At 41.5% G+C, this 19,528-nt stretch carries 18 protein-coding genes; 3 read left to right on the forward strand and 15 right to left on the reverse strand.

The annotated features are described in order from the left end of the window. From J6U00_RS00195 to J6U00_RS00215, 5 genes are all read right to left on the reverse strand, one after another. On the reverse strand, nucleotides 1-934 hold a 934-nt coding region (locus tag J6U00_RS00195), incomplete at its 3' end, for a sodium ion-translocating decarboxylase subunit beta (RefSeq protein WP_296577392.1). 12 nt (nucleotides 935-946) lie between these two features. Continuing rightward, a complete protein-coding gene (locus J6U00_RS00200; protein WP_296577394.1) occupies nucleotides 947-1,348 on the reverse strand; it encodes a biotin/lipoyl-containing protein in 402 nt (133 codons plus the stop codon). A gap of 2 nt (nucleotides 1,349-1,350) precedes the next feature. Beyond that, nucleotides 1,351-1,737 carry an OadG family transporter subunit gene (locus J6U00_RS00205; protein ID WP_296577396.1) on the reverse strand — a complete coding sequence of 129 codons (387 nt, stop codon included), beginning with the start codon at nucleotides 1,735-1,737 and terminating at the stop codon, nucleotides 1,351-1,353. 12 nt (nucleotides 1,738-1,749) lie between these two features. Continuing rightward, complete coding sequence (locus J6U00_RS00210; RefSeq protein ID WP_296577397.1) at nucleotides 1,750-3,147, reverse strand: pyruvate carboxylase subunit B; 1,398 nt, start codon at nucleotides 3,145-3,147, stop codon at nucleotides 1,750-1,752. A 228-nt stretch (nucleotides 3,148-3,375) separates the two neighbouring features. Then, nucleotides 3,376-5,946, reverse strand: coding sequence for a TetM/TetW/TetO/TetS family tetracycline resistance ribosomal protection protein (locus J6U00_RS00215; protein WP_296577399.1), 2,571 nt, complete (start codon nucleotides 5,944-5,946; stop codon nucleotides 3,376-3,378). Nucleotides 5,947-6,067: 121 nt separating this feature from the next. On the opposite strand from J6U00_RS00215, the gene yunB reads away from it, so the two are divergent. Beyond that, nucleotides 6,068-6,706 (forward strand): sporulation protein YunB, encoded by a 639-nt coding sequence (gene yunB, locus J6U00_RS00220; protein ID WP_296577401.1) that lies wholly within the window; start codon nucleotides 6,068-6,070, stop codon nucleotides 6,704-6,706. 5 nt (nucleotides 6,707-6,711) lie between these two features. Here the strand turns inward: yunB and J6U00_RS00225 are convergent, their stop codons facing one another. The 10 genes from J6U00_RS00225 to nrdD form a co-directional block, all read right to left on the reverse strand. Then, entirely contained in the window at nucleotides 6,712-7,350 is a 639-nt protein-coding gene (locus tag J6U00_RS00225; protein WP_296577403.1) for a class I SAM-dependent methyltransferase, read from the reverse strand. 58 nt (nucleotides 7,351-7,408) lie between these two features. Continuing rightward, nucleotides 7,409-9,247 carry a glutamine--fructose-6-phosphate transaminase (isomerizing) gene (glmS, locus tag J6U00_RS00230; RefSeq protein ID WP_296577405.1) on the reverse strand — a complete coding sequence of 613 codons (1,839 nt, stop codon included), beginning with the start codon at nucleotides 9,245-9,247 and terminating at the stop codon, nucleotides 7,409-7,411. Nucleotides 9,248-9,381: 134 nt separating this feature from the next. Next, nucleotides 9,382-9,882 carry a hypothetical protein gene (locus tag J6U00_RS00235; protein ID WP_296577406.1) on the reverse strand — a complete coding sequence of 167 codons (501 nt, stop codon included), beginning with the start codon at nucleotides 9,880-9,882 and terminating at the stop codon, nucleotides 9,382-9,384. Between the two features lie 13 nt (nucleotides 9,883-9,895). Continuing rightward, a complete protein-coding gene (locus tag J6U00_RS00240; protein WP_296577409.1) occupies nucleotides 9,896-10,981 on the reverse strand; it encodes a hypothetical protein in 1,086 nt (361 codons plus the stop codon). Between the two features lie 32 nt (nucleotides 10,982-11,013). Then, nucleotides 11,014-12,237: a hypothetical protein gene (locus J6U00_RS00245; protein ID WP_296577411.1), complete on the reverse strand. Its 1,224-nt coding sequence runs from the start codon at nucleotides 12,235-12,237 to the stop codon at nucleotides 11,014-11,016. Between the two features lie 68 nt (nucleotides 12,238-12,305). Continuing rightward, a complete protein-coding gene (locus J6U00_RS00250; protein WP_296577413.1) occupies nucleotides 12,306-13,640 on the reverse strand; it encodes an SPFH domain-containing protein in 1,335 nt (444 codons plus the stop codon). Nucleotides 13,641-13,826: 186 nt separating this feature from the next. Next, nucleotides 13,827-14,168 (reverse strand): arsenate reductase family protein, encoded by a 342-nt coding sequence (locus tag J6U00_RS00255; RefSeq protein ID WP_296577416.1) that lies wholly within the window; start codon nucleotides 14,166-14,168, stop codon nucleotides 13,827-13,829. A 2-nt stretch (nucleotides 14,169-14,170) separates the two neighbouring features. Then, nucleotides 14,171-16,945, reverse strand: a complete 2,775-nt coding sequence (locus J6U00_RS00260) for a glycoside hydrolase family 3 protein (protein WP_296577418.1) — start codon at nucleotides 16,943-16,945, stop codon at nucleotides 14,171-14,173. A gap of 146 nt (nucleotides 16,946-17,091) precedes the next feature. Next, nucleotides 17,092-17,643: an NADH peroxidase gene (locus tag J6U00_RS00265; RefSeq protein ID WP_296577420.1), complete on the reverse strand. Its 552-nt coding sequence runs from the start codon at nucleotides 17,641-17,643 to the stop codon at nucleotides 17,092-17,094. Nucleotides 17,644-17,718: 75 nt separating this feature from the next. Further along, on the reverse strand, nucleotides 17,719-17,985 hold the full coding sequence (nrdD, locus tag J6U00_RS00270; RefSeq protein WP_296577422.1) for an anaerobic ribonucleoside-triphosphate reductase: 267 nt from the start codon (nucleotides 17,983-17,985) through the stop codon (nucleotides 17,719-17,721). Nucleotides 17,986-18,101: 116 nt separating this feature from the next. On the opposite strand from nrdD, the gene J6U00_RS00275 reads away from it, so the two are divergent. Both J6U00_RS00275 and J6U00_RS00280 read left to right on the forward strand, forming a co-directional pair. Next, nucleotides 18,102-18,761, forward strand: a complete 660-nt coding sequence (locus J6U00_RS00275; protein ID WP_296577424.1) for a Crp/Fnr family transcriptional regulator — start codon at nucleotides 18,102-18,104, stop codon at nucleotides 18,759-18,761. 73 nt (nucleotides 18,762-18,834) lie between these two features. Next, on the forward strand, nucleotides 18,835-19,528 hold a 694-nt coding region (locus J6U00_RS00280), incomplete at its 3' end, for an undecaprenyl-diphosphate phosphatase (protein WP_296577427.1).

The raw sequence follows: 19,528 nt of genomic DNA on the forward strand, positions 1-19,528 counted from the left end.
CCAGTGAGAGGAAACGCTCAGCAGCAGTTGTAGCGCCGACTGAGATTCCGAGGAATACAGTTACGATATTCATAAGAGCATTCTGAACAGTATCGGAAAGTCTCTCTGTAACTCCGCACTCTCTCCAGAGGTTTCCAAGCATAAGGCAGCCTACAAGAGGAGCAGTTGAAGGAAGAAGAAGAATAACGAACATGGCAACGATTATAGGGAAGATTATCTTCTCTGTCTTTGAAACAGTTCTTGACTGCTCCATCTTTACCTCTCTCTCCTTCTTTGTGGTGAGGAGCTTCATGATCGGAGGCTGTATCATAGGAATGAGAGCCATATATGAATATGCTGCGATAGCGATAGGTCCGAGAAGCTCCGGAGCCAGCTTTGTGGTAAGGAAGATAGCTGTAGGACCGTCAGCACCGCCGATGATACCGATAGAAGCTGCCTGATTGCCGGTAAATCCGAGGCAAACAGCTCCGAAGAAAGCAAGGAATACACCCATCTGAGCGGCAGCTCCGAGGAGAAGGCTCTTAGGATTGGATATAAGCGGACCAAAGTCAGTCATAGCACCAACACCCATAAAGATCAGTGAAGGATAGATACCTGCCTTAACACCTATGTAAAGGATATCAAGGAGTCCACCGTTACGCATGATAGCACCATAGCTATGATAATCTGGGTGATCGTGATTGAGGAAGTTATCCCACAGGTCCATGTGGTAAAGAGCGTCCGTCGAGCCTGCACCGAAATATGAGAGATTTACGAGCAGACAGCCAAAAGCAATACCAACGAGAAGAAGCGGTTCAAACTTCTTTTTGATTCCGAGGTAAAGGAGAACACATGAAACAAAGATCATTAAGAGGTTCTTCCAGCCTCCGTCAACGAGAAAGCTATGGAAGCCAGAGCTTTCCCACAGGGTTTTAAGGGTTTCAAGAATATCCATTGTCGTTCCTCCTTATGCGATAACGATCAGAGGAGCGCCTGTGTCTACAACAGAACCCTTGCTAGTAACTACCTGAGCAACTGTACCGTCCTTAGGAGCTACTATTTCATTTTCCATTTTCATAGCTTCGAGAATAATAAGAATCTGACCAGCCTTTACTGTATCACCCTGTGCAACATCGACTCTGATGATATTTCCAGGCATAGGAGCTGTAACAGTTTCGCCTGCTGCTAGATTTACGGGAGCAGCAGGTGCAGCCGCAGGAGCGGGAGCTGCAGCCGGAGCAGCGGCAACAGGAGTAGCCGCTGCGGCTGGTGCAGGTGCAAGTGCCTCATATTCATCAAGAAGAACAGCCTTTCCCTGCTCTACCTCAACCTCATAAGTCTTACCGTTAAGAGTAACTTTATATTTCATGATTATTTGACCTCCTTAATGGAAATAAAGTGCAGCTCGTTGAGCGGCTTCTGCATTTTGTCGGCAACAATAGCCATTATCATAGCAGCTTCCTTATCAGGAACGTCAAAGAGCTTAACATGACCAGCTGAACCGGGAGCGAGAGGAAGATCCGCCTTGACCTCAGCGGCAACAGGTGCAGCCTTTACTTCAGCAGCAGCCTTTTTAGCTGCCTCTTCCTTGGCATTCTTCGACTTGAAGTATGCACCAGTGCAGTACAGAAGTATCATAAGACAAACAAGTCCTGCAAAAACTACTGTATATCCGAATATAGCAGTTATAGCTGCATCGCCGATGGAAATATCCTTTGTTCCCTCAGCCGCGGCAGAAAGAATAACATTATCAAACATGGTTCTTCCTCCTTACATAGCCTCGATAGTATAAACAGCTTCGTTTTCTTCCTTGGCTTTGCGTTCCTTCAAGAACTTAAGTGTCTGATCCGGATAGCATATATAGCTCATTACATCCTCTTCACTGCGGCAGAGATCGCCGAGAACCTTCTTAGCTTCAGCAAATTCCTCGCCTGTGCGCTTCTGATCCTCGATACGGCAGTCAACAGCTTCACTGTCACCGAGAACTTTATCTACAAGCTCCTTTGCGATTGGTGCAGGAGGATTGCCGTATTCGCCCTTTATATAGTTCTTTATCTCCTTAGAGATGTTCTTGTATCTTTCACCAACAAGTACATTTGTTACAGCCTGATTTCCTACCATCTGTGAAAGTGGAGTAACCAGTGGAGGATATCCCATATCTGCTCTTACCTTTGGTATTTCAGCAAGCGCAGCGTCAAACTTATCCATTGCGTGCATATCTGTAAGATTAGCTATCATATTTGAAAGCATACCGCCGGGAACCTTGTATACGAGTGCCTGTGCATCAGTTGCAAGGCTCTTTGGATTTAACTGACCGTTGTCAATATACTTCTGCTTGATAGGTTTAAAGTAGTCATTTACCTTATTTATGATATCTTCATTAAGACCGCTGTCAATACCATACTGGCTGAGAGCATAGTACATAGTTTCAGTTGAAGGCTGTGAAGTACCACCTGAGAAACATGATGTAGCGCAGTCAATAACGTCGATACCTGACTCGATAGCCTTTGTAATCGTCATATAAGCCATGCCTGTAGTACAGTGTGTGTGTAGTACGAGTGTCATATCACCAATAGCGTCCTTGATACCTTTTATAAGATGCTCTGCCTCATAAGGAGACATTGTACCTGCCATGTCCTTAAGGCAGATAGTATCAAAGCCCATAGTCTTGAGCTCCTTGCACATCTCAATATACTTGTCAACTGTATGTACTGGACTCTGTGTATAAGAGATACAGCCTGAAGCGATAGTCTTTTCTGTAGCATACTTCTTTGTTGCATTAAGAGCTGTCTCGATATTTCTGAAATCATTGAGAGCGTCAAAGATACGGATAACGTCGATACCATTCTTAATAGAAAGCTCAACAAACTTCTCAACTACATCATCGTGATAGTGCTTATATCCCAAAAGGTTCTGTCCTCTGAGAAGCATCTGGAGTCTGGTATTGGGAAGATGCTTTCTGAGATTGCGAAGTCTTTCCCATGGATCCTCTCCGAGATAACGTAGGCATGAGTCAAATGTTGCTCCGCCCCAGCATTCGATTGAATAATAACCTGCTTTGTCCATATCAGACAAGATGCCCTCATAATCCGAATATGGCAGACGTGTAGCCATCAGTGACTGATTGGCATCACGCAATACGGTTTCTGTCAGTTGCACTTTTTTCATGTACAAGCCTCCTCAAAAATATAAATCTGCATAGCAGATAAAATTACACTGTTTCCCTTATGGGAACAAGGATCAATGCTTTCCTGCAAAAATCCCAATCAAAAATTATTATAACATATACCGTTTGAAATTTCCACTATTTTTACAAAATTTGTATTTATTTTTTATATTAAACAAAATCATCTGGTAAAATGACAAAAGGACTCGCTTTATGCAAGTCCTTTTTTGCTATTTCATACTGTCTATATACTCTTTAATTGCGGTTTCTGCTGCAATACATCTTTTTTTGAATTCTGAAGCTGATATTCTCATTGCTCCGTTACCTAAAATTATCATTTGCTCCACTCCATCAGAAGTAGCAACACGGACACGGTGCTCCTTTGACAGTGTATGCGTTACTCTCTCGATATATGTATCTGCCGTTTCTGATTCCTTAGTGTATACTATATTTATATTACAGTATTTTTCCACATCACGATGCTTTCCTTTGACCTTATACGCATCAAAGACAAGGATAAGCTCGCAGCCTGCATATCCCTGATAATTGCACATTCTGTTTATAAGTTCTCCACGAGCCGCATCAAGGTTATCTTCTGCTATTTTTTTTAGGTCTTCCCATGAAAAAATGATATTATAGCCATCAACGAGAAGATAATCGGGTCCCGAATACTTTGGCAAACGTAAATTCTTGTCTTCTATATTTACAACTTTTGTCTTTTTGAAGGCTCTGCTAGGCTCACGTTTTATCTTTCCATAGGTCATCTCGAATATTGCCATAAGCTCTTCATCACTCACAGCCTTTTCAATAAACCGTGAGGCTTTCAAACTTTTTTCTTCGTAGCTTTCTTCGCTGTTGTTTAAATCAGCGGCAAAAGGAATATGCATACATTCCCAGACCTTATCCCATTTGACGTTATACCCTGCTCCGTGTGAACAAAATATAGAATCCGCGCAGTTTTCTGTATCACCGTCGCAGTCATAGCCTGTCTCGGCAATGATCCTTTCCGTATCATGACACTCTCTGTACCCGCTGAAATTCAGAGAAAGCCTTCCTTTTCCGCGGGTATAAGCAATGACCTCAGCTTGATAGCTGTTAAACTCGGAAACCGGTGCATAGCCTTTTATGATTGAAATATCTCCGTACATTTCAGGACTGCTGAATTCGGCAGACTTATGCTGTAAATCAGATATTGCTCTGCCGACATTTTCGTTTGGCACTGAAAGCTCATACTCGTAATAAGGTTCAAGCAAAACTGATTCAGCACTTCTCAATCCCTGCCTTACAGCTCTGTAGGTAGCCTGCCTGAAATCTCCTCCCTCTGTATGCTTCAAATGAGCTTTTCCTGCAACAAGTGTAAGCTTCATATCAGTTATCGGTGAGCCCGTCAGTACGCCTATATGAGTTTTTTCTGCAAGGTGTGTAAGTATAAGTCTCTGCCAGTTTCTATCAAGTTCGTCCTCTGAACATGACGAATCAAATACAAGTCCGCTGCCCAATGGGAGAGGTTCAAGTAGTATATGAGCTTCGGCATAATGCCTGAGAGGCTCATAGTGTCCTACTCCTTCAACAGGGAAACGTATCGTCTCCTTATAGGCAACTGCTCCGTCTGCAAACTCAGCAGCAAATTCGAATTTATCAAGAATCTTACGTGTAAGAACTTCTATCTGAACAGCTCCCATAAGCTGTATATGTATCTCTCGGTTCTGCTCATTCCACACAATATGGAGTTGTGGATCTTCATCCTCAAATAGCCTAAGGTCTTTCAAAGCATCATATACGTTAACTTCGTCGGGAAGTATTACTTTATATGTCATTACCGGTTCAATAAAAGCTCTGTCGCTATTCCTGATAAAGCCTATCCCCTGCCCTGCATAAGTTCCTGCAAGGCCTGTCACAGCGCAGACATCGCCGGAAAAAGCGGATTCGGAACTGCGAAATTTTTCTCCCGTATAAAATCTTATAGAGCTAATCTTACCAGTTATATCATTACTATCAATATCCCTGTAGTTGATCTCATCACGCATACAAAGCTTTCCGCCCATTATTTTTAAATGTGTGAGCCTTGTGCCCTTCTGATCATATGATATCTTATAAACCTTTGCGCCGAATTCGCTGCTGTAGACAGAAGGTAAAGAATAATCACGAAGTATACCTATAAACTCCTCAATTCCCTCCATTTTCAAAGCTGAACCGAAAAAGCACGGAAAGATCTCTCTATTTTTTACAGCCTCTGCGATATCAGTAGTATCTAGCCCGTTATCAGAAAGATACTTTTCCATAAGCTTTTCGGAGCAAAATGCGGAAACTTCTGCTATTTCAGAGCTGTTCCCTGTAAAATCAACACATTCTGCGGAAAGTTTGTTACTGAGATCATGAATTATAGAGCTTTTTTCTGCGCCTATGAGATCCATTTTATTTACAAAGATAAATACAGGCACCTCATACTTTTGAAGTAGCTTCCATAAGGTATGAGTATGGCTTTGAACTCCGTCTGTGCCGCTGATGACCAGTATTGCATAATCAAGTACGCACATTGTACGCTCAGTCTCCGCTGTAAAATCAACATGTCCAGGAGTATCAAGAAGAGTATATCTTATATCGTTCGCTGTAAACTCAGCTTGAGCAGAAAAAATAGTTATGCCGCGTTCTCTTTCTATAGAATCAGTATCAAGGGCGGAACTGCCGCTGTCAACTCTTCCGAGCTTGCGAATAGCACCAGTTTTATAAAGTATCGCTTCCGCGAGGGTAGTTTTTCCGGAATCTACATGGGCTGTTATCCCAATAGTTATATTTTTCATGGTCTCACCTCGGTATCATAAGATATTGGCTCTATTGTAGCATAAAAAAACAGTTTTGTCCATATACACTGCTGTAACCTTATACAGAAACTTTGAATATAATAATAAAAAGGAGAATGCTATGAAAAAAAGAATACGAAGATCAAACAAAAGGATACCCTTACTCCCATTTTTCCTTATAACTGTGTTGTTATTTTCTGCGTTAATGATAGAAAAGCTTTTAAGACCTGTAATAACTGAACAGGCTAAACATTTTGCTGAAAAGACATCCGCAGAAATCGTTGAAAGTACAGTTTCCGATTATCTCAGGGATAACCAGTACAAATACAGCGACTTTGCAGCAGTACTTTATGATGACAAAAAACAGGTATCATCAGTTGAGGCTTTATCTTATAACATTAATAAAGTCCAGTCCGAACTCACATACCTCATAAACCAGCGTATGAAAAAAGCAAAAGAAGTAACAACAACAATACCGATAGGTTCGCTGACACAAACCTGTTTATTAAATGGAAAAGGTCCGAAAATACATATAAAGCTCTGCCCGCTCGGCTCGGCTGACGTTAGTATAAAAAGTGAAATTACAGGAGCTGGAATAAATCAGACAAAACACAGCATATCAGCTATTATTGGGATAAAACTTACATCCTCAACCCCTGTCTATAAATTCAATTCAGAGACTAATTTTGAGTTTCTAATCGCCGAAACAGTAATAATCGGAAATGTACCAGATATATCACCGTTTTACAGTCAGAATTAAAAGTGTTATTTTTCTCCCTCAGCACATACCCATTTTTCACCTGATTTGGTATGTAACTTTACATTTATGAATCCTGCGTTTTCGAGTAATGACCGGAACTCTGCAAGAGAAGGATTAAAAAGACTGAATTTCTCAATTCCTTCTATGTCCTTTTCATCAAGTTCAGCATCCCCATGAATATCCGCAGCAATGAAAAGCTTTCCGCCTTTTTTGATCACACGCAAAACTTCTTTGAGATTTTCCGCCGGGTCTTTCCAGAAATAAAAACTCTCAACCGTCAAGACTTTATTAAAAAAGTTATCTTCAAACGGAAGCTTATCAACAGATGCTTTTATAATTCGTATTTTTCCGCATTCAACATCTTTAGCGTTGTGCTCCGTTGAAAGTCTAACCGATACGTCAGAATGATCTACTCCGTAAAGCTTACCTGTAACAACATCCGAGGAAATACGTCTCAATGCCTCTCCGCCGCCACAACCGATGTCCAGTATAATATCCGAAGATTCGGCTTCAAGAAAGCTAAGCGCCCAACCGGTAACACCTGAATGATGCACATTCATTCCCAAAAGCATTTCTACGCCTGCCTCTCCTTGCGGTTTCGCAGGATTGCCAAGCTCAGTTATTGATCTTTTAATATTTTCCATATTAACTCCTGAAATTAATACTAAAGGCTGACGCATGAAGCGACAGCCTTTATGCTTTTTATTCTACTGTTACACTCTTTGCAAGGTTTCTTGGCTTATCTACGTCGAATCCCTTTGCAACTGATACATAGTATCCAAGAAGCTGAAGAGGTATTACAGACAGACTGCCTGCAAAATGAGGATCAGTCTGCGGGATATATACTGTGAAATCAGCAAGATCCTCTATACTGTAATTCCCATAAGTAGTGAGTCCCATAAGTGAAGCACCTCGGCTCTTTACCTCCACCATATTGCTAACAGTCTTTTCGTAAAGCTCCTGCTGTGTGAGAACACCAATAACCGGAATTCCTTCCTCGATAAGACTTATAGGTCCGTGCTTGAGCTCACCAGCAGCATAAGCCTCGGAATGGATATAACTGATTTCTTTCATCTTGAGGCTACCCTCAAGACCGATAGCATAGTCAATACCACGTCCAATAAAGAATGCATCCTTAGCACCTGCAAGCTTGTTTGCAAACCACTGGATACGCTCCTTGTCTTCAAGGATCTTCTTGATTTTATCTGGGATAGTGAACAGCTCCTTAAGAAGCTCCTCGCATTGATCCTCAGACATTTCACCTCTTGCAACTGCAAACTGCATAGCAAGAAGATATCCGGCAATAAGCTGTGTGCTATAAGCCTTGGTAGTAGCAACTGAAATCTCTGGACCTGCAAGAGTATAGAATACATTGTCTGCTTCACGAGCAATGGATGAACCTACAACATTGACAATGCCAAGAGTCTTTATGCCCTTCTCCTTAGCTTCCCTCAATGCGGCAAGGCTGTCTGCAGTCTCACCTGACTGACTGATTATTATAACTAGACTGTTCGGAACAAGAGTCATCTTTCTATATCTGAACTCTGAAGCAAGTTCAACTCTTACTGGGATAGATGTAAAGTCCTCAACAACGTACTGTATAGCCATACCTACATGATATGCACTTCCGCAGGCAACAATGTAAATCTGGCTTATTTTCTGCATTTCCTCGTCAGTGAGACCGACATCTGAGAAGTCAATCTTTCCGTTCTTAACTACAGAATTGATAGTGTCACGAACTACCTTAGGCTGCTCGTGAATCTCCTTAAGCATGAAATGCTCATATCCACCCTTTTCAGCAGCCTCTGCGTCCCACTTTATCTCTGTGAGAGGTTTTTCGATCTCTTCACGGTCGATATTGTAGAATGTAACGCCGCCCTTTACTAGCTTTGCAATCTCCATATTGCCGATGTAGTAAACATTTCTCGTATATTTAAGTATTGCCGGAACGTCGGAAGCTACATAAGTCTCTCCGTTTGATATACCGATTATCATAGGGCTATCCTTACGTGCTGTATAGATCTCGCCAGGATAATCCTTGAACATAACTGCAAGAGCATAAGAGCCTCTTATTCTTATCATTGCACGTGCGATGGAATCAACAGGGCCAAGACCATATTTCTTGAAGTAATAGTCTATAAGCTTAACAGCAACCTCTGTATCTGTCTGTGAAACAAAAGTATAACCGCTTTTAACAAGCTTTTCCTTAAGTTCCTGATAATTCTCTATGATTCCGTTGTGAACGGCAATAACGTTTTCATCATCACTTGAATGCGGATGAGCGTTCAAAGCAGAGGGCTCGCCGTGAGTTGCCCAACGAGTGTGACCGATTCCGCAGTCGCCTCTTACTGCGTCACCGTTATTTGTCATTTCCTTAAGGACCTTAAGCTTTCCCTTAGCCTTTACAACTTCAGTTTCCTTTTCACCGTCTCTTACAGCGATTCCTGCCGAGTCATAACCTCTGTACTCAAGCTTTGAAAGACCGTCTAGCAGTATCGGTGCTGCCTGAGTACTGCCTGTAAATCCAACAATTCCGCACATATATCTGTTTCCTCCATTAAACTTTTCTTGATATCCTTAACATATCACCATACTACAGCTATAAAACGCCATATTACATTAATTATACAACAAACGATTATATTTGTCAACATAAAAATATTTAATTTATAATATCAATTTTTGGGGCTGCGCTGAGATGGGTTTTCAACTCTCATTACAGGACTCTTTTCGATCCTTGAGCCAAGTGGCGTATCAGACTTTACTTTCAGCTCAAAACTGTTCTGCTTCCTGTAATCGGAAGCGCCTTGTTTTTTGTATACCGACTTCATACTTGATTTCATTATGGAAACAGCAATAAACGCCACAACAAGACCTATGATAAGACATATAAGAAAAGCCTTTACAGGATTGAATGAAGGTTTTCTCAAATTCGTTTCCTGATATACTATACTATTATAATTGTTTTCATCAGTACTGAATTCAATTATACCGCTTTCATAGTCTCCGATGTCATAGTCTTCCGTCGCATCTTCCTCATCTATGAAATTGAATTCATAATCGGCAGCAGCAACCATTCCTGTCTGTGCTGAATATATTACAGCAGCAAAGCTCATTACTAACAGGATAAGTGAAACAATTGCTGTGACTGCGAAGCTTATTCTTCTTTTATACATTGCCAGTACCTCCTCAGCCAAGTCCCAGAAGGAGTGATATGCCAAAGCAAACTGCTGTAACAGCTGCAGTGATTCCCCAGAAGTACTTTGCGGAAGCTCCGTGATCAATCGGAAGATCTCCGACAAATTTTCCAGTCTGACCGTTCATTGCAAAGACATACTTCTTTCCGTCCCATGTAGTATTAAGTATCCATACAGGATAAAGGGCATATTTTGATTTTGCATTGTGTAAACATACAGAACCACTTTCTTTTGTTAGAGAATTGTATCCCTGAACAGTACCTGATATAATCTGTTCTGTAGTATTCTTTATTCTTTCGTTTGCACGTTCCACGCTCTGTTCGGCATCAATATCATATTTATCAGCAAGATATCCTGAAAGATATGCAGTTTTGAACTCAACTGCATCTTTGAAATCAAAGGGCTCTATAGATTCCATAAGCTCGTCCTGCATTTTTGACGAACCATCAACAGGAACAAGCTCGTATTGCACTATTCCCTCTCTTTGAACGGAGAAATAGCTTCTTTCAATATAATTGAACTTTCCGTCGCTCCAACTGCGCAGCTTTTCGCCCTTGAAGAGCATTTTTCCCTCTGCATCAGCGTCAAACAGCCAGACAGGTACATAAACTCCCTTTATTTCATCGATATGATTCTGATCCTTAAACACCTTCGGAAGAAGCTTTCTTCCTTCGATATGCTTGTTTAAGGCTGCCTTTGCAGCTTCCTTATCATATTTAAACGGAATAATATAATCAGGCTTAAGGGCTCCGGAAAAATTACCGGACATAACAACAGGATTGTCGCAATACGGGCATTTTGAAGCGGAAGTCGTAGCATCAGTAATTATCTCGCCACCGCAGGATTTGCAGGTATATACGCGCATATTCTCTTTTTCTTCAGACTGCCATTCGCTTCCGGCAGAAGTCTCCCACTCCATATCATCTTCCTTGATATGTTCAAGACAATTATCGTGATCCTTTATAGAATCAACATCGAATTCAGATTCGCAGAATGGACATCTCATTTTCTGAGATCCTGAGTTAAATTCGAGCTTTCCGCCGCATGCGGGACATTTATATTCTATTACATCAGACATTTATTTCACCTCTGTAATTATTAGTCTTTTAATCAATGCCGGATCATAAAATCCTTTATGCTCCAGACCTTTTGTTCTTCATATCTCACGGATTTGAAGTACACCATTTTTTTTGACAATTTTTTCCGTATACTTTTCGCTAAATAGTAATTGAATAAAGACATAAAATAAGCAAAAAACAAAATCAAAACAATTGCTCTCATTCCAGTTCTTTGTAATGACAAATATGCGCAAGCAAACAGCAATGCCTGCAATAATGGAAATATCAGTAATGACAAAGTGACTACTTTATTTTTTTTAGGTACATTATCGACACGCAACTTTCCTGTTTGTCCGTTCATGGCATAAGTGAATTTCTCATTATTATAGTTTATATTTAGGAGCCATACAGGTACAAGATAATATGAAAGCTTCCTGTTATGTATATATCGATTCATATCAATTCTCAGAAGCCTGTCCATTTTTCTGCCTGTATCTAACAGCTTTTTATCTTCTATTTTATTTGAAAATGCTTTAACGCCGGATTCTTCATTGTAAATAGACTGCAATGCATAATCGGTGCTTTTCATAGCGTTTTCTGCTCCTATAATATATCTGCTGGCAGAAAAACCTGCAATATAAGATTCAGAAAAATCTTCCGCATCACTATATTCATAAGGCAGAAGCGAATAAAACACTTCTTCGCATATATCCACATCATTTGCAAGTATAGGATAGTGCTTTACACTTATATCAAAGCTTTCATCCGGTTTATATGTGCAACTGTACCTCCATACTGGTATGTAACAACCTACTATTTTTTTTTGAACATCCTTACTTCTGAACTCCCTGGGAACACTTTCGAACTCCGATATATATTCCGAATATTTATCAAGAAATGTCTTTGAGGGTACTTTAAATGGTATCACCTTATCCGGACGAATATCACCATCAAAATCTGAAGAAATTATTACATAATGCTTGCAAAAAGGACATTTTGCAGTAGCATAGAATGCTTTGGTTATAATCTTTCCGCCACAAGAAGAACATCTGAACTCTTCAAGCTCGTCTACCTCATAAGGCTCCCATACATACTTTGCTCTTTCAACCCAATCAAAATCCGAGAGTTTTTCCTCGGTAACTTCGTCAAAATGGGAGACTATATACTCTTTATCATAGGTATTTGAACAGAAGCTGCAGGTAACCCTTTCCATATTTATGTCATAATACATCGGAGCTCCGCAGTTAGGGCATTTGTATTCGGTCACATCTGCCATATTTGCACCTCTTAGCAGTATATTATTTAAAACGGGCAGACGCTAAGGTCCGCCCGTTTATTTATGATTTATTTTACAATATCGTCATCATTGAAAGGATCGCCGCACTCAGGACAGAACTTCGGAGGATTCTTAGGATCCTCAGGCTCCCATCCACACTTATCACACTTGTATAGTGGTGCGCCCTCAGGCTTTTTCTGGCCGCAATTAGAGCAGAATCTGCCCTTATTTACAGCTCCACAGTCACAGGTCCAGCCGTCAGGTGTTAGTACTACAGGCTTTGCCTTTCCGCAAGAAGAACAGAACTTGCCTGTATTTGTCTCGCCGCACTCGCACTTCCATGAATCTGCAGAAGGAGCACCTACTACCGGCTTAGCAGCCTGCTGTGCCTGATTCTGCTGAGCCATGCCAAATAGGTTCTGAGCGTTAGTGCCGCCAGCCTGTTGAGCCATACCCATACCGAAAAGTCCCATAGCAGCGCCGTTAGGATTGTTTGCAGCATTCTGCATAGCCTGTGCCTGTGCTTCAACGAGAGTTGCTGCAGCATTGCCAGGATCACGATTCCATGCTCTGTCTTCAAACTCCTGGATTCTCTTTGTGTCCTCTTCGGAGATAGTAGCTGAATTGATATTAACAGTCCAGATCTTTAGACCTCTCTTCTCTCTCCACATAGGATCGACTTCGGTCTCAATAGCAGCCTTTACTTCTCTCTGTCTTCCAGGGAGCTGATCGTATCTTATGCCTGAAGCAGAGATAGCTGCGAAAGCAGGCTGGAGAGAATCAAGGAACTCGCTCTTGAGCTGATTATCAATCTCAGAACGGAGGAAACGCTCCTTAACGTCACCGCATACATTCACATAAAAAAGTACCGGATCTGCGATCTTATAAGAATAGATACCGTTGCAACGAACACCTACTGTAAAGCTTCTTCCGAGGTCCTCGTAAGCAACCCTGAAAGGAACGGGATTCTGCGTACCAAATTTATTGTCAAGGATCTCTTTCATATTAAAATAGTATATTCTCTGATCCTTTGCAGCAGTTCCGCCGTGCTTGATACGTTCCCACATTTCCTTGAACATATCTTTAAGACCTGTACCAAAGCTGCTGTTGAAAATACTCGGAGAGGTACCAGTCTGATACTTGTATATACCTGGCTCTGTAGCAATCTCTGTAACCATGCCCTGATCGACCATTATCATAGCCTGACCTTCATGAACTACTATACCGCTTCCGTCAGAAATAACATTATCATTTCCCTTGGTGTTGGAAGAATGTTTTCCGAGCTGCTTCTTTGCTCTTACAACAAGAACGTCAGAAGGCAGAGCGTCACAAGTATAGAACTCTTCCCATGTATCGGCAAGAGTCTGAGATGCTCCGACGAGAGCTGCCTGAATAATACCCATAATTATAGCTCCTTTCGGGAAATAATCCCTAATATAATAATATTTCGCGGAAAATAGCTATTTTTCCGTCATTTCCGTGTCAGTAAAAAACTAACATATTGTAATTATAACATATTTTAAGGAAAAATGCACTACCTTTTAGCATTTTTTTCCTTTTCAATATATATTTTTATCATTTAACTTAATTTACTCCCATTCCTTCCAGACCTCAGGGCAATAACCTATGGTTGCTTTTGCTCCGTTCCTGACAACAGGAGTAACAATTACCTGTGGATTTTCAAGTAACTTTTCTTCCATGTCCTCCTCGGAAAGATAATTAAGCAACGCAAGAAGATCTTTATCCTTTGAAGCGCTGTTTATAAGTTTGTCTGTACCGCCAACTGCTTTCTTGACATTATTAAACTCTCCGCGGCTCATCCCCTTTTCCTTCATATCAATAAACTGATACTTGATACCGCGCTCCTTGAAATAACGTTCAGCCTTTTTACTGTCAAAACACTTTTTGGTTCCGAATATCTGAATATTCATATTCAATCCTCCGATGCAAATGCAAGATCCATATTTTCAGCCGCTTTTACAAGCTCAAAAACGATATCATGGAGCGCTAGACCATTCTGTGCAAAATAAAGTCTTATAGCAGAAAAACGTGAAAACAATGGTATCTCGCAGGACAGCGAAACAGGCTTGCCGTCTGTTCCGTTCCATGTAAGCGTACCGCAGGGCGTACCCATGCCGAAAATCGTAAGAGGTATCTGCGCCAAAGGACTTTGAGTGGACGAAGCGGTTACAGTCACATTATACCAGCCCGGCTCTTTCAATGTTAGTGCAAAAGCATGATTCTGTCCTTTAACACACTTTACACCGCTGAGATCAATTTTCAGATACTTGTCGATATCATAGAATATGACAGGTTCATTGGAATCTTCCTCGCTGTCAGCACGATTAATTATCTTCACTGTATCAGCCTCGCCTATTATTCTCTTCATTGCATCTGTAGTCATTACAAAACCAAGAATATTAGCTGCATTACGCTGTAACTCAGCTCTTGAAAGTACGCCCATTTCCAGTGCGGATATTATGTCCTTATCAACACCAGCGCTATCTGAGCAGACCATATATACATCGTTCTGAGCTCTTATCATCGGTACATAATAGCTTCTCTTAGGTTCGTTGCCGCGGAAATTCACATTAGCCCACCAGTCAGTCATAGTAAAGCCCTTAAATCCCCATTCGTTCCTTAGTATGACAGTATTGAGATCGTAACTTCCTGCCGTCCAAAGACCGTTTACTGAACCGTATGTTGTCATTATGGTCTTTGCTCCGCCTTCTTTCACGGCTATCTCAAAACCTTTTAGATATATCTCGCGCAGGGCTCTTTCCGAAACGACCGAGTCAAGGAAATGCCTGTTGGTTTCCTGATTATTTGCGCAGCAGTGCTTTACTGTACCGGTAACACCCATTTCATGTAATCCATTAAGTTCTGCTGCGGCAATCTGACCTGTAAGGTAAGGATCCTCTGAGAAATATTCAAAATTACGTCCGTTGAGGGGATGACGATGTATATTCATGCCCGGACCTAGAAGACAGTCTACCTTGTTAGCCTTCATTTCCGTTCCTGTGAATATGAAAAGATCACGAACAAGCTCCCTGTTGAAAGTGGATGCTATCAGAGTACCGTTTGGCAGGCTGAAAGCCTTGGTACCGCAGTCCAAACGCATTCCGGAAGGACCATCAGAGCAGCAGCATGCAGGAATACCAAAGCCAGCAAGCTCGTCTGACACTCCACCGAAAGCAGATGCAGTGCCTGGTGTAACTCTCGGACTTCCCATTCCCTCACCGCGTACTATGCTTGAAAGAGCGTTATCCGAAAGCTGAGCAATAAACTCCTTCATGGTATTCTTTCCGCTTTTAACATCTTTAAGTTTTATTCCCTTATCGCCAGTATATTTTATTTCATCAGGTATTCCTTCTGTATAGCGTTTATCCTCGTCTACACTGCTCAAAGGTGCCTTTTCCATAATAAAGCTGTATGCTTCTCCATGCTTCTGCGGTTTAACACGCTCAAATACCGTAACAGGCGCCATTGCCTGAGAGCATTTTTCAACAACGATCGTTTTGTCTTGTACAAAACTATAGACCTTATTTGCCGAACGCACATCGGTACCTGCATAGAATACATATTCTCCGTCCTCAAGTACCCAGCAGTATTGATATCCGGAAGCTCCGAAATCATCATATGAAGCAAGCTTTTCCATATTTACTGATATTGTGATATTCTGTGACTCGCCGGGCTTAAGCTCCCTTGTTTTCTCAAAACCGCAAAGCTCTCTTGCAGGCTGACCGAGCTTGCCCTGAGGCTTGCATATATATATCTGAACGACTTCTTTGCCAGGATATTTTCCTGTATTGGTGACCTTAAAGGCAAACATGAGCTCTTTTTCACCACTGATTGAAATAGGCTCAATATCAAATGAGGTATAGGAAAGACCAAATCCAAAAGGATAAAGTACCTTTTCTTTAGCAAAGGTCTCAAACCAGCGATAACCCACATAGATATCCTCAGCATAGACATCTCTGTCCTTACCGCCAAAATATGCGTCTGAAGGATAATCACTTATCTCACTTGCTATTGTATCAGGCAGCTTTCCCGACGGGCTAACCTTTCCGGTAAGTACAGCCGCCGTACCTGTTCCGCCTGTCATTCCGCCCTGCCATACGTATAATAAAGCATCAGGGCTTATGCTGTTTATATTATTGATATCTATCAGACTTCCGACATTAAGAAGTACTATTACCTTGCTGAAATGCTTTCTTACTTTTCTGAGCATATCTATTTCCAGCTCGGATAAGAGGTAGGAGCCTGGCTCTGTTTTTGCATCCTGCTCCTCACCGGCAGTTCTACCAATTATAACAATAGCTCTGCTACCATTTGCAGCAGCAGCCTCAACAATGCTGTCATCAAGAGGCATTTCCTTCTGTGACCACGGTTCGCCCCCCCAGCCGTCACCCTGTTCAAAGGGATTTTCTTCGTCCCACTTTCGATAGATTTCAAGAAGCTCTTCATTTATCTTTACACCTGCTTCAAGCATTCCGTCAACTATGCCAGTGACCTTTGAAACATTGACCATTCCGCCTGAACCAGTACCGCTTTTATAATAATGTAGCTGTATCCTTCCGAATACTGATACCGTTTCGTTCATATCAAGCGGCAGGGCACCGTTGTCGTTCTTAAGCATAACAATGCCTTCCGAGACTGTTTCAGCTGCCTTTGCAAGATATTTTTCCCAATCGAGTATTTTTTCCATAGATACCACCTCTCTGTTAAAGTAAGTGATTATATTATAACAAATTATTCTTTTTTTTGCAAGGGTTTTGATTCAGTTTAAACAAAAGAATTGATACAAAAACAAAAAACGGCAAAGCCTCAGCCTTGCCGTTCAATTTGTATATATCAGCCAAAATATCTCTTGAGAAGCCCTTCAAATGCCTTACCGTGACGAGCCTCGTCCTTTGCCATTTCATGAACTGTATCATGGATAGCGTCAAGATTGAGCTCCTTAGCTCTCTTAGCGAGCTTAAGCTTACCCTCTGTAGCGCCATGCTCGGCAGCAACTCTCTTTTCGAGATTTTCTTTTGTAGAGGAAGAGAGAACCTCTCCTAAAAGTTCTGCAAACTTTGCAGCGTGCTCAGCCTCCTCGTAAGCAGCCTTTTCCCAGTATGCGCCAATCTCAGGGTAGCCTTCCCTGTATGCTACTCTTGCCATTGCAAGGTACATACCAACCTCTGTACATTCTCCGGTGAAATTTGAACGAAGACCGTCAATTATCTCAGTATCTGTTACAGCCTTTGCTACTCCGAGCTCGTGCTCACAAGCAAATACAAGTTTACCGCCTGTTTCCTTTTCAATAAACTTTGAACCGGGAACTCCGCACTGAGGACATTTCTCAGGGGGTGCATCTCCTTCGTGAACGTATCCGCAAACGGGACATACATAAGTCTTCATAATCTTTTTCCTCCATTATTATAAAAATATTATTGAGTCCTAGCTAAGACAGATGCCTTGCTTATATGGACATAATCAAACCGAATGTTTAACTCTGTCGTGCTCTTCCGCACGCTTTCCATTATTGAAGCGGTCAAGAGTACCTACAAGGTAACCGGTGATTCTTCTTATCCTATCAAAGGGAACATCTTTGGCAAAATCGTACTGAAGATCGACATAGTCTCCGTCAATCTTTACGGTCATACCAAGTATCTCTCTGTCACTGTACTTCTTTTTGCCGTAATCAATATAAGCATTAATTTCGTCCTGAGAAATCTGTTCGCCTATAACATTTACATTCATTGTAATCGACCTCCGTAAAAATTTGTATTGACTATAGTATTGACATTTGACTGAATATATTGTATCATATAAAAAACAAAAAATCTGTTGCTTATGCAACAAAGGAGCTAAAAAATATGTTACCTGAGGATAACGTTTTATTCAAGGGAATAAATCCCGAAGACTGCCGCCGTATGATAACCTGTTTCAATGCAGATATAAGAGCATTCAAGCCCAACAGCCGTATAATGGACTACTCTGACAATCCAGATAAACTTGGCATTATTCTTAACGGCACGGCTGTTATGGTAAGATACGATGTAAATGGTGTGCGCTCTATAATGGAATCTCTCGATGAACAGAGCGTATTTGGCGTGTACTTCACCTTTACAGCCTCCCAACGAAGCGGTATAGAGATAGTTGCAGAAAGCGAATGTGAGGTAATGTTCGTCAGACGTTCGGAAATAACCAAAAGATGTGAGAACGCCTGTCAGTGTCATTCAAAAGTGGTTGAAAACCTTCTTGACCTAATGTCGGAAAAAGCTATCTCTCTAAATGAGCGGATAGAAGTCCTCAGCCAACGTTCGATTGAAGACAAACTCATAAGCTGTCTGAGTATCATTGAAGAAAAGACACCTAAGGGAAAAGCCCCTCAGATACCATTTTCCACCACCGCCTTATCGGATTACCTGTGCGTGAACAGGAGCGCTTTGCAGCGTGAGATATCAAGGCTTAAAAGAGAGGGCGTACTTACTATATCCAAGAGGAAATTCAAACTCATGAGATATTCCGATTAGACATATTGACAGCAATAATTATATATGATATAATATCAGTTGTATTTTCAACTTGAAAGGAACAGATCAAAATATGACATGGGAAATAATCAAAACGATAATACTCGGAATAGTTGAAGGCATTACTGAATGGCTCCCTATAAGTAGCACAGGTCACCTGATACTTGTAGAAGAATTCCTCAAGCTCGACAAATCAGAAGATTTCAAGGAAATGTTCGACGTTGTTATACAGTTCGGCGCAATACTTGCCGTTGTTGTAATCTTCTGGAAGAAGCTCTGGCCCTTCGGAAAAAAGGATAACGCTCATCCGCTCAACAAATCTCCCTTGGGTCAGATGATAAAGACCGATATCTTTCAGATGTGGTTCAAGGTGCTTGTAGCCTGTATCCCAGCCGCTATCGTCGGCTTCCTTCTTGACGACTGGATTGATGAGCATTTCTACAATCCGTGGACAGTTGCAGTGGCTCTGATAGTCTTCGGTATCGCCTTCATAGTTGTTGAAAACTGGAACAAAAGCAGGAAACCAAAGATAAATACAATCGCAGAACTCACATACAATGCAGCACTGATAATCGGTATATTCCAGCTCATAGCCGCTATATTCCCCGGAACATCACGTTCAGGCGCTACTATCGTAGGAGCTCTTCTTATCGGAGTTTCAAGAACTGTAGCTGCTGAATTCACATTCTATCTTGCTATTCCCGTAATGTTCGGCGCAAGCCTGCTGAAGCTTGTTAAATTCGGTTTTGATTTTACCGGCAGCGAGC

It is taken from the genome of Ruminococcus sp. (genome assembly GCF_017650195.1).
GTDB lineage: Bacteria > Bacillota > Clostridia > Oscillospirales > Ruminococcaceae > Ruminococcus.

Excerpts from the sequence above, each read along its gene's own strand:
- J6U00_RS00200 (WP_296577394.1), bottom strand. The coding sequence starts at position 1,348 with ATGAAATATAAAGTTACTCTTAACGGTAAGACTTATGAGGTTGAGGTA.
- J6U00_RS00205 (WP_296577396.1), bottom strand. The coding sequence starts at position 1,737 with ATGTTTGATAATGTTATTCTTTCTGCCGCGGCTGAGGGAACAAAGGAT.
- J6U00_RS00210 (WP_296577397.1), bottom strand. The coding sequence starts at position 3,147 with ATGAAAAAAGTGCAACTGACAGAAACCGTATTGCGTGATGCCAATCAG.
- J6U00_RS00215 (WP_296577399.1), bottom strand. The coding sequence starts at position 5,946 with ATGAAAAATATAACTATTGGGATAACAGCCCATGTAGATTCCGGAAAA.
- yunB (WP_296577401.1), top strand. The coding sequence starts at position 6,068 with ATGAAAAAAAGAATACGAAGATCAAACAAAAGGATACCCTTACTCCCA.
- J6U00_RS00225 (WP_296577403.1), bottom strand. The coding sequence starts at position 7,350 with ATGGAAAATATTAAAAGATCAATAACTGAGCTTGGCAATCCTGCGAAA.
- glmS (WP_296577405.1), bottom strand. The coding sequence starts at position 9,247 with ATGTGCGGAATTGTTGGATTTACAGGCAGTACTCAGGCAGCACCGATA.
- J6U00_RS00235 (WP_296577406.1), bottom strand. The coding sequence starts at position 9,882 with ATGTATAAAAGAAGAATAAGCTTCGCAGTCACAGCAATTGTTTCACTT.
- J6U00_RS00240 (WP_296577409.1), bottom strand. The coding sequence starts at position 10,981 with ATGTCTGATGTAATAGAATATAAATGTCCCGCATGCGGCGGAAAGCTC.
- J6U00_RS00245 (WP_296577411.1), bottom strand. The coding sequence starts at position 12,237 with ATGGCAGATGTGACCGAATACAAATGCCCTAACTGCGGAGCTCCGATG.
- J6U00_RS00250 (WP_296577413.1), bottom strand. The coding sequence starts at position 13,640 with ATGGGTATTATTCAGGCAGCTCTCGTCGGAGCATCTCAGACTCTTGCC.
- J6U00_RS00255 (WP_296577416.1), bottom strand. The coding sequence starts at position 14,168 with ATGAATATTCAGATATTCGGAACCAAAAAGTGTTTTGACAGTAAAAAG.
- J6U00_RS00260 (WP_296577418.1), bottom strand. The coding sequence starts at position 16,945 with ATGGAAAAAATACTCGATTGGGAAAAATATCTTGCAAAGGCAGCTGAA.
- J6U00_RS00265 (WP_296577420.1), bottom strand. The coding sequence starts at position 17,643 with ATGAAGACTTATGTATGTCCCGTTTGCGGATACGTTCACGAAGGAGAT.
- nrdD (WP_296577422.1), bottom strand. The coding sequence starts at position 17,985 with ATGAATGTAAATGTTATAGGCGAACAGATTTCTCAGGACGAAATTAAT.
- J6U00_RS00275 (WP_296577424.1), top strand. The coding sequence starts at position 18,102 with ATGTTACCTGAGGATAACGTTTTATTCAAGGGAATAAATCCCGAAGAC.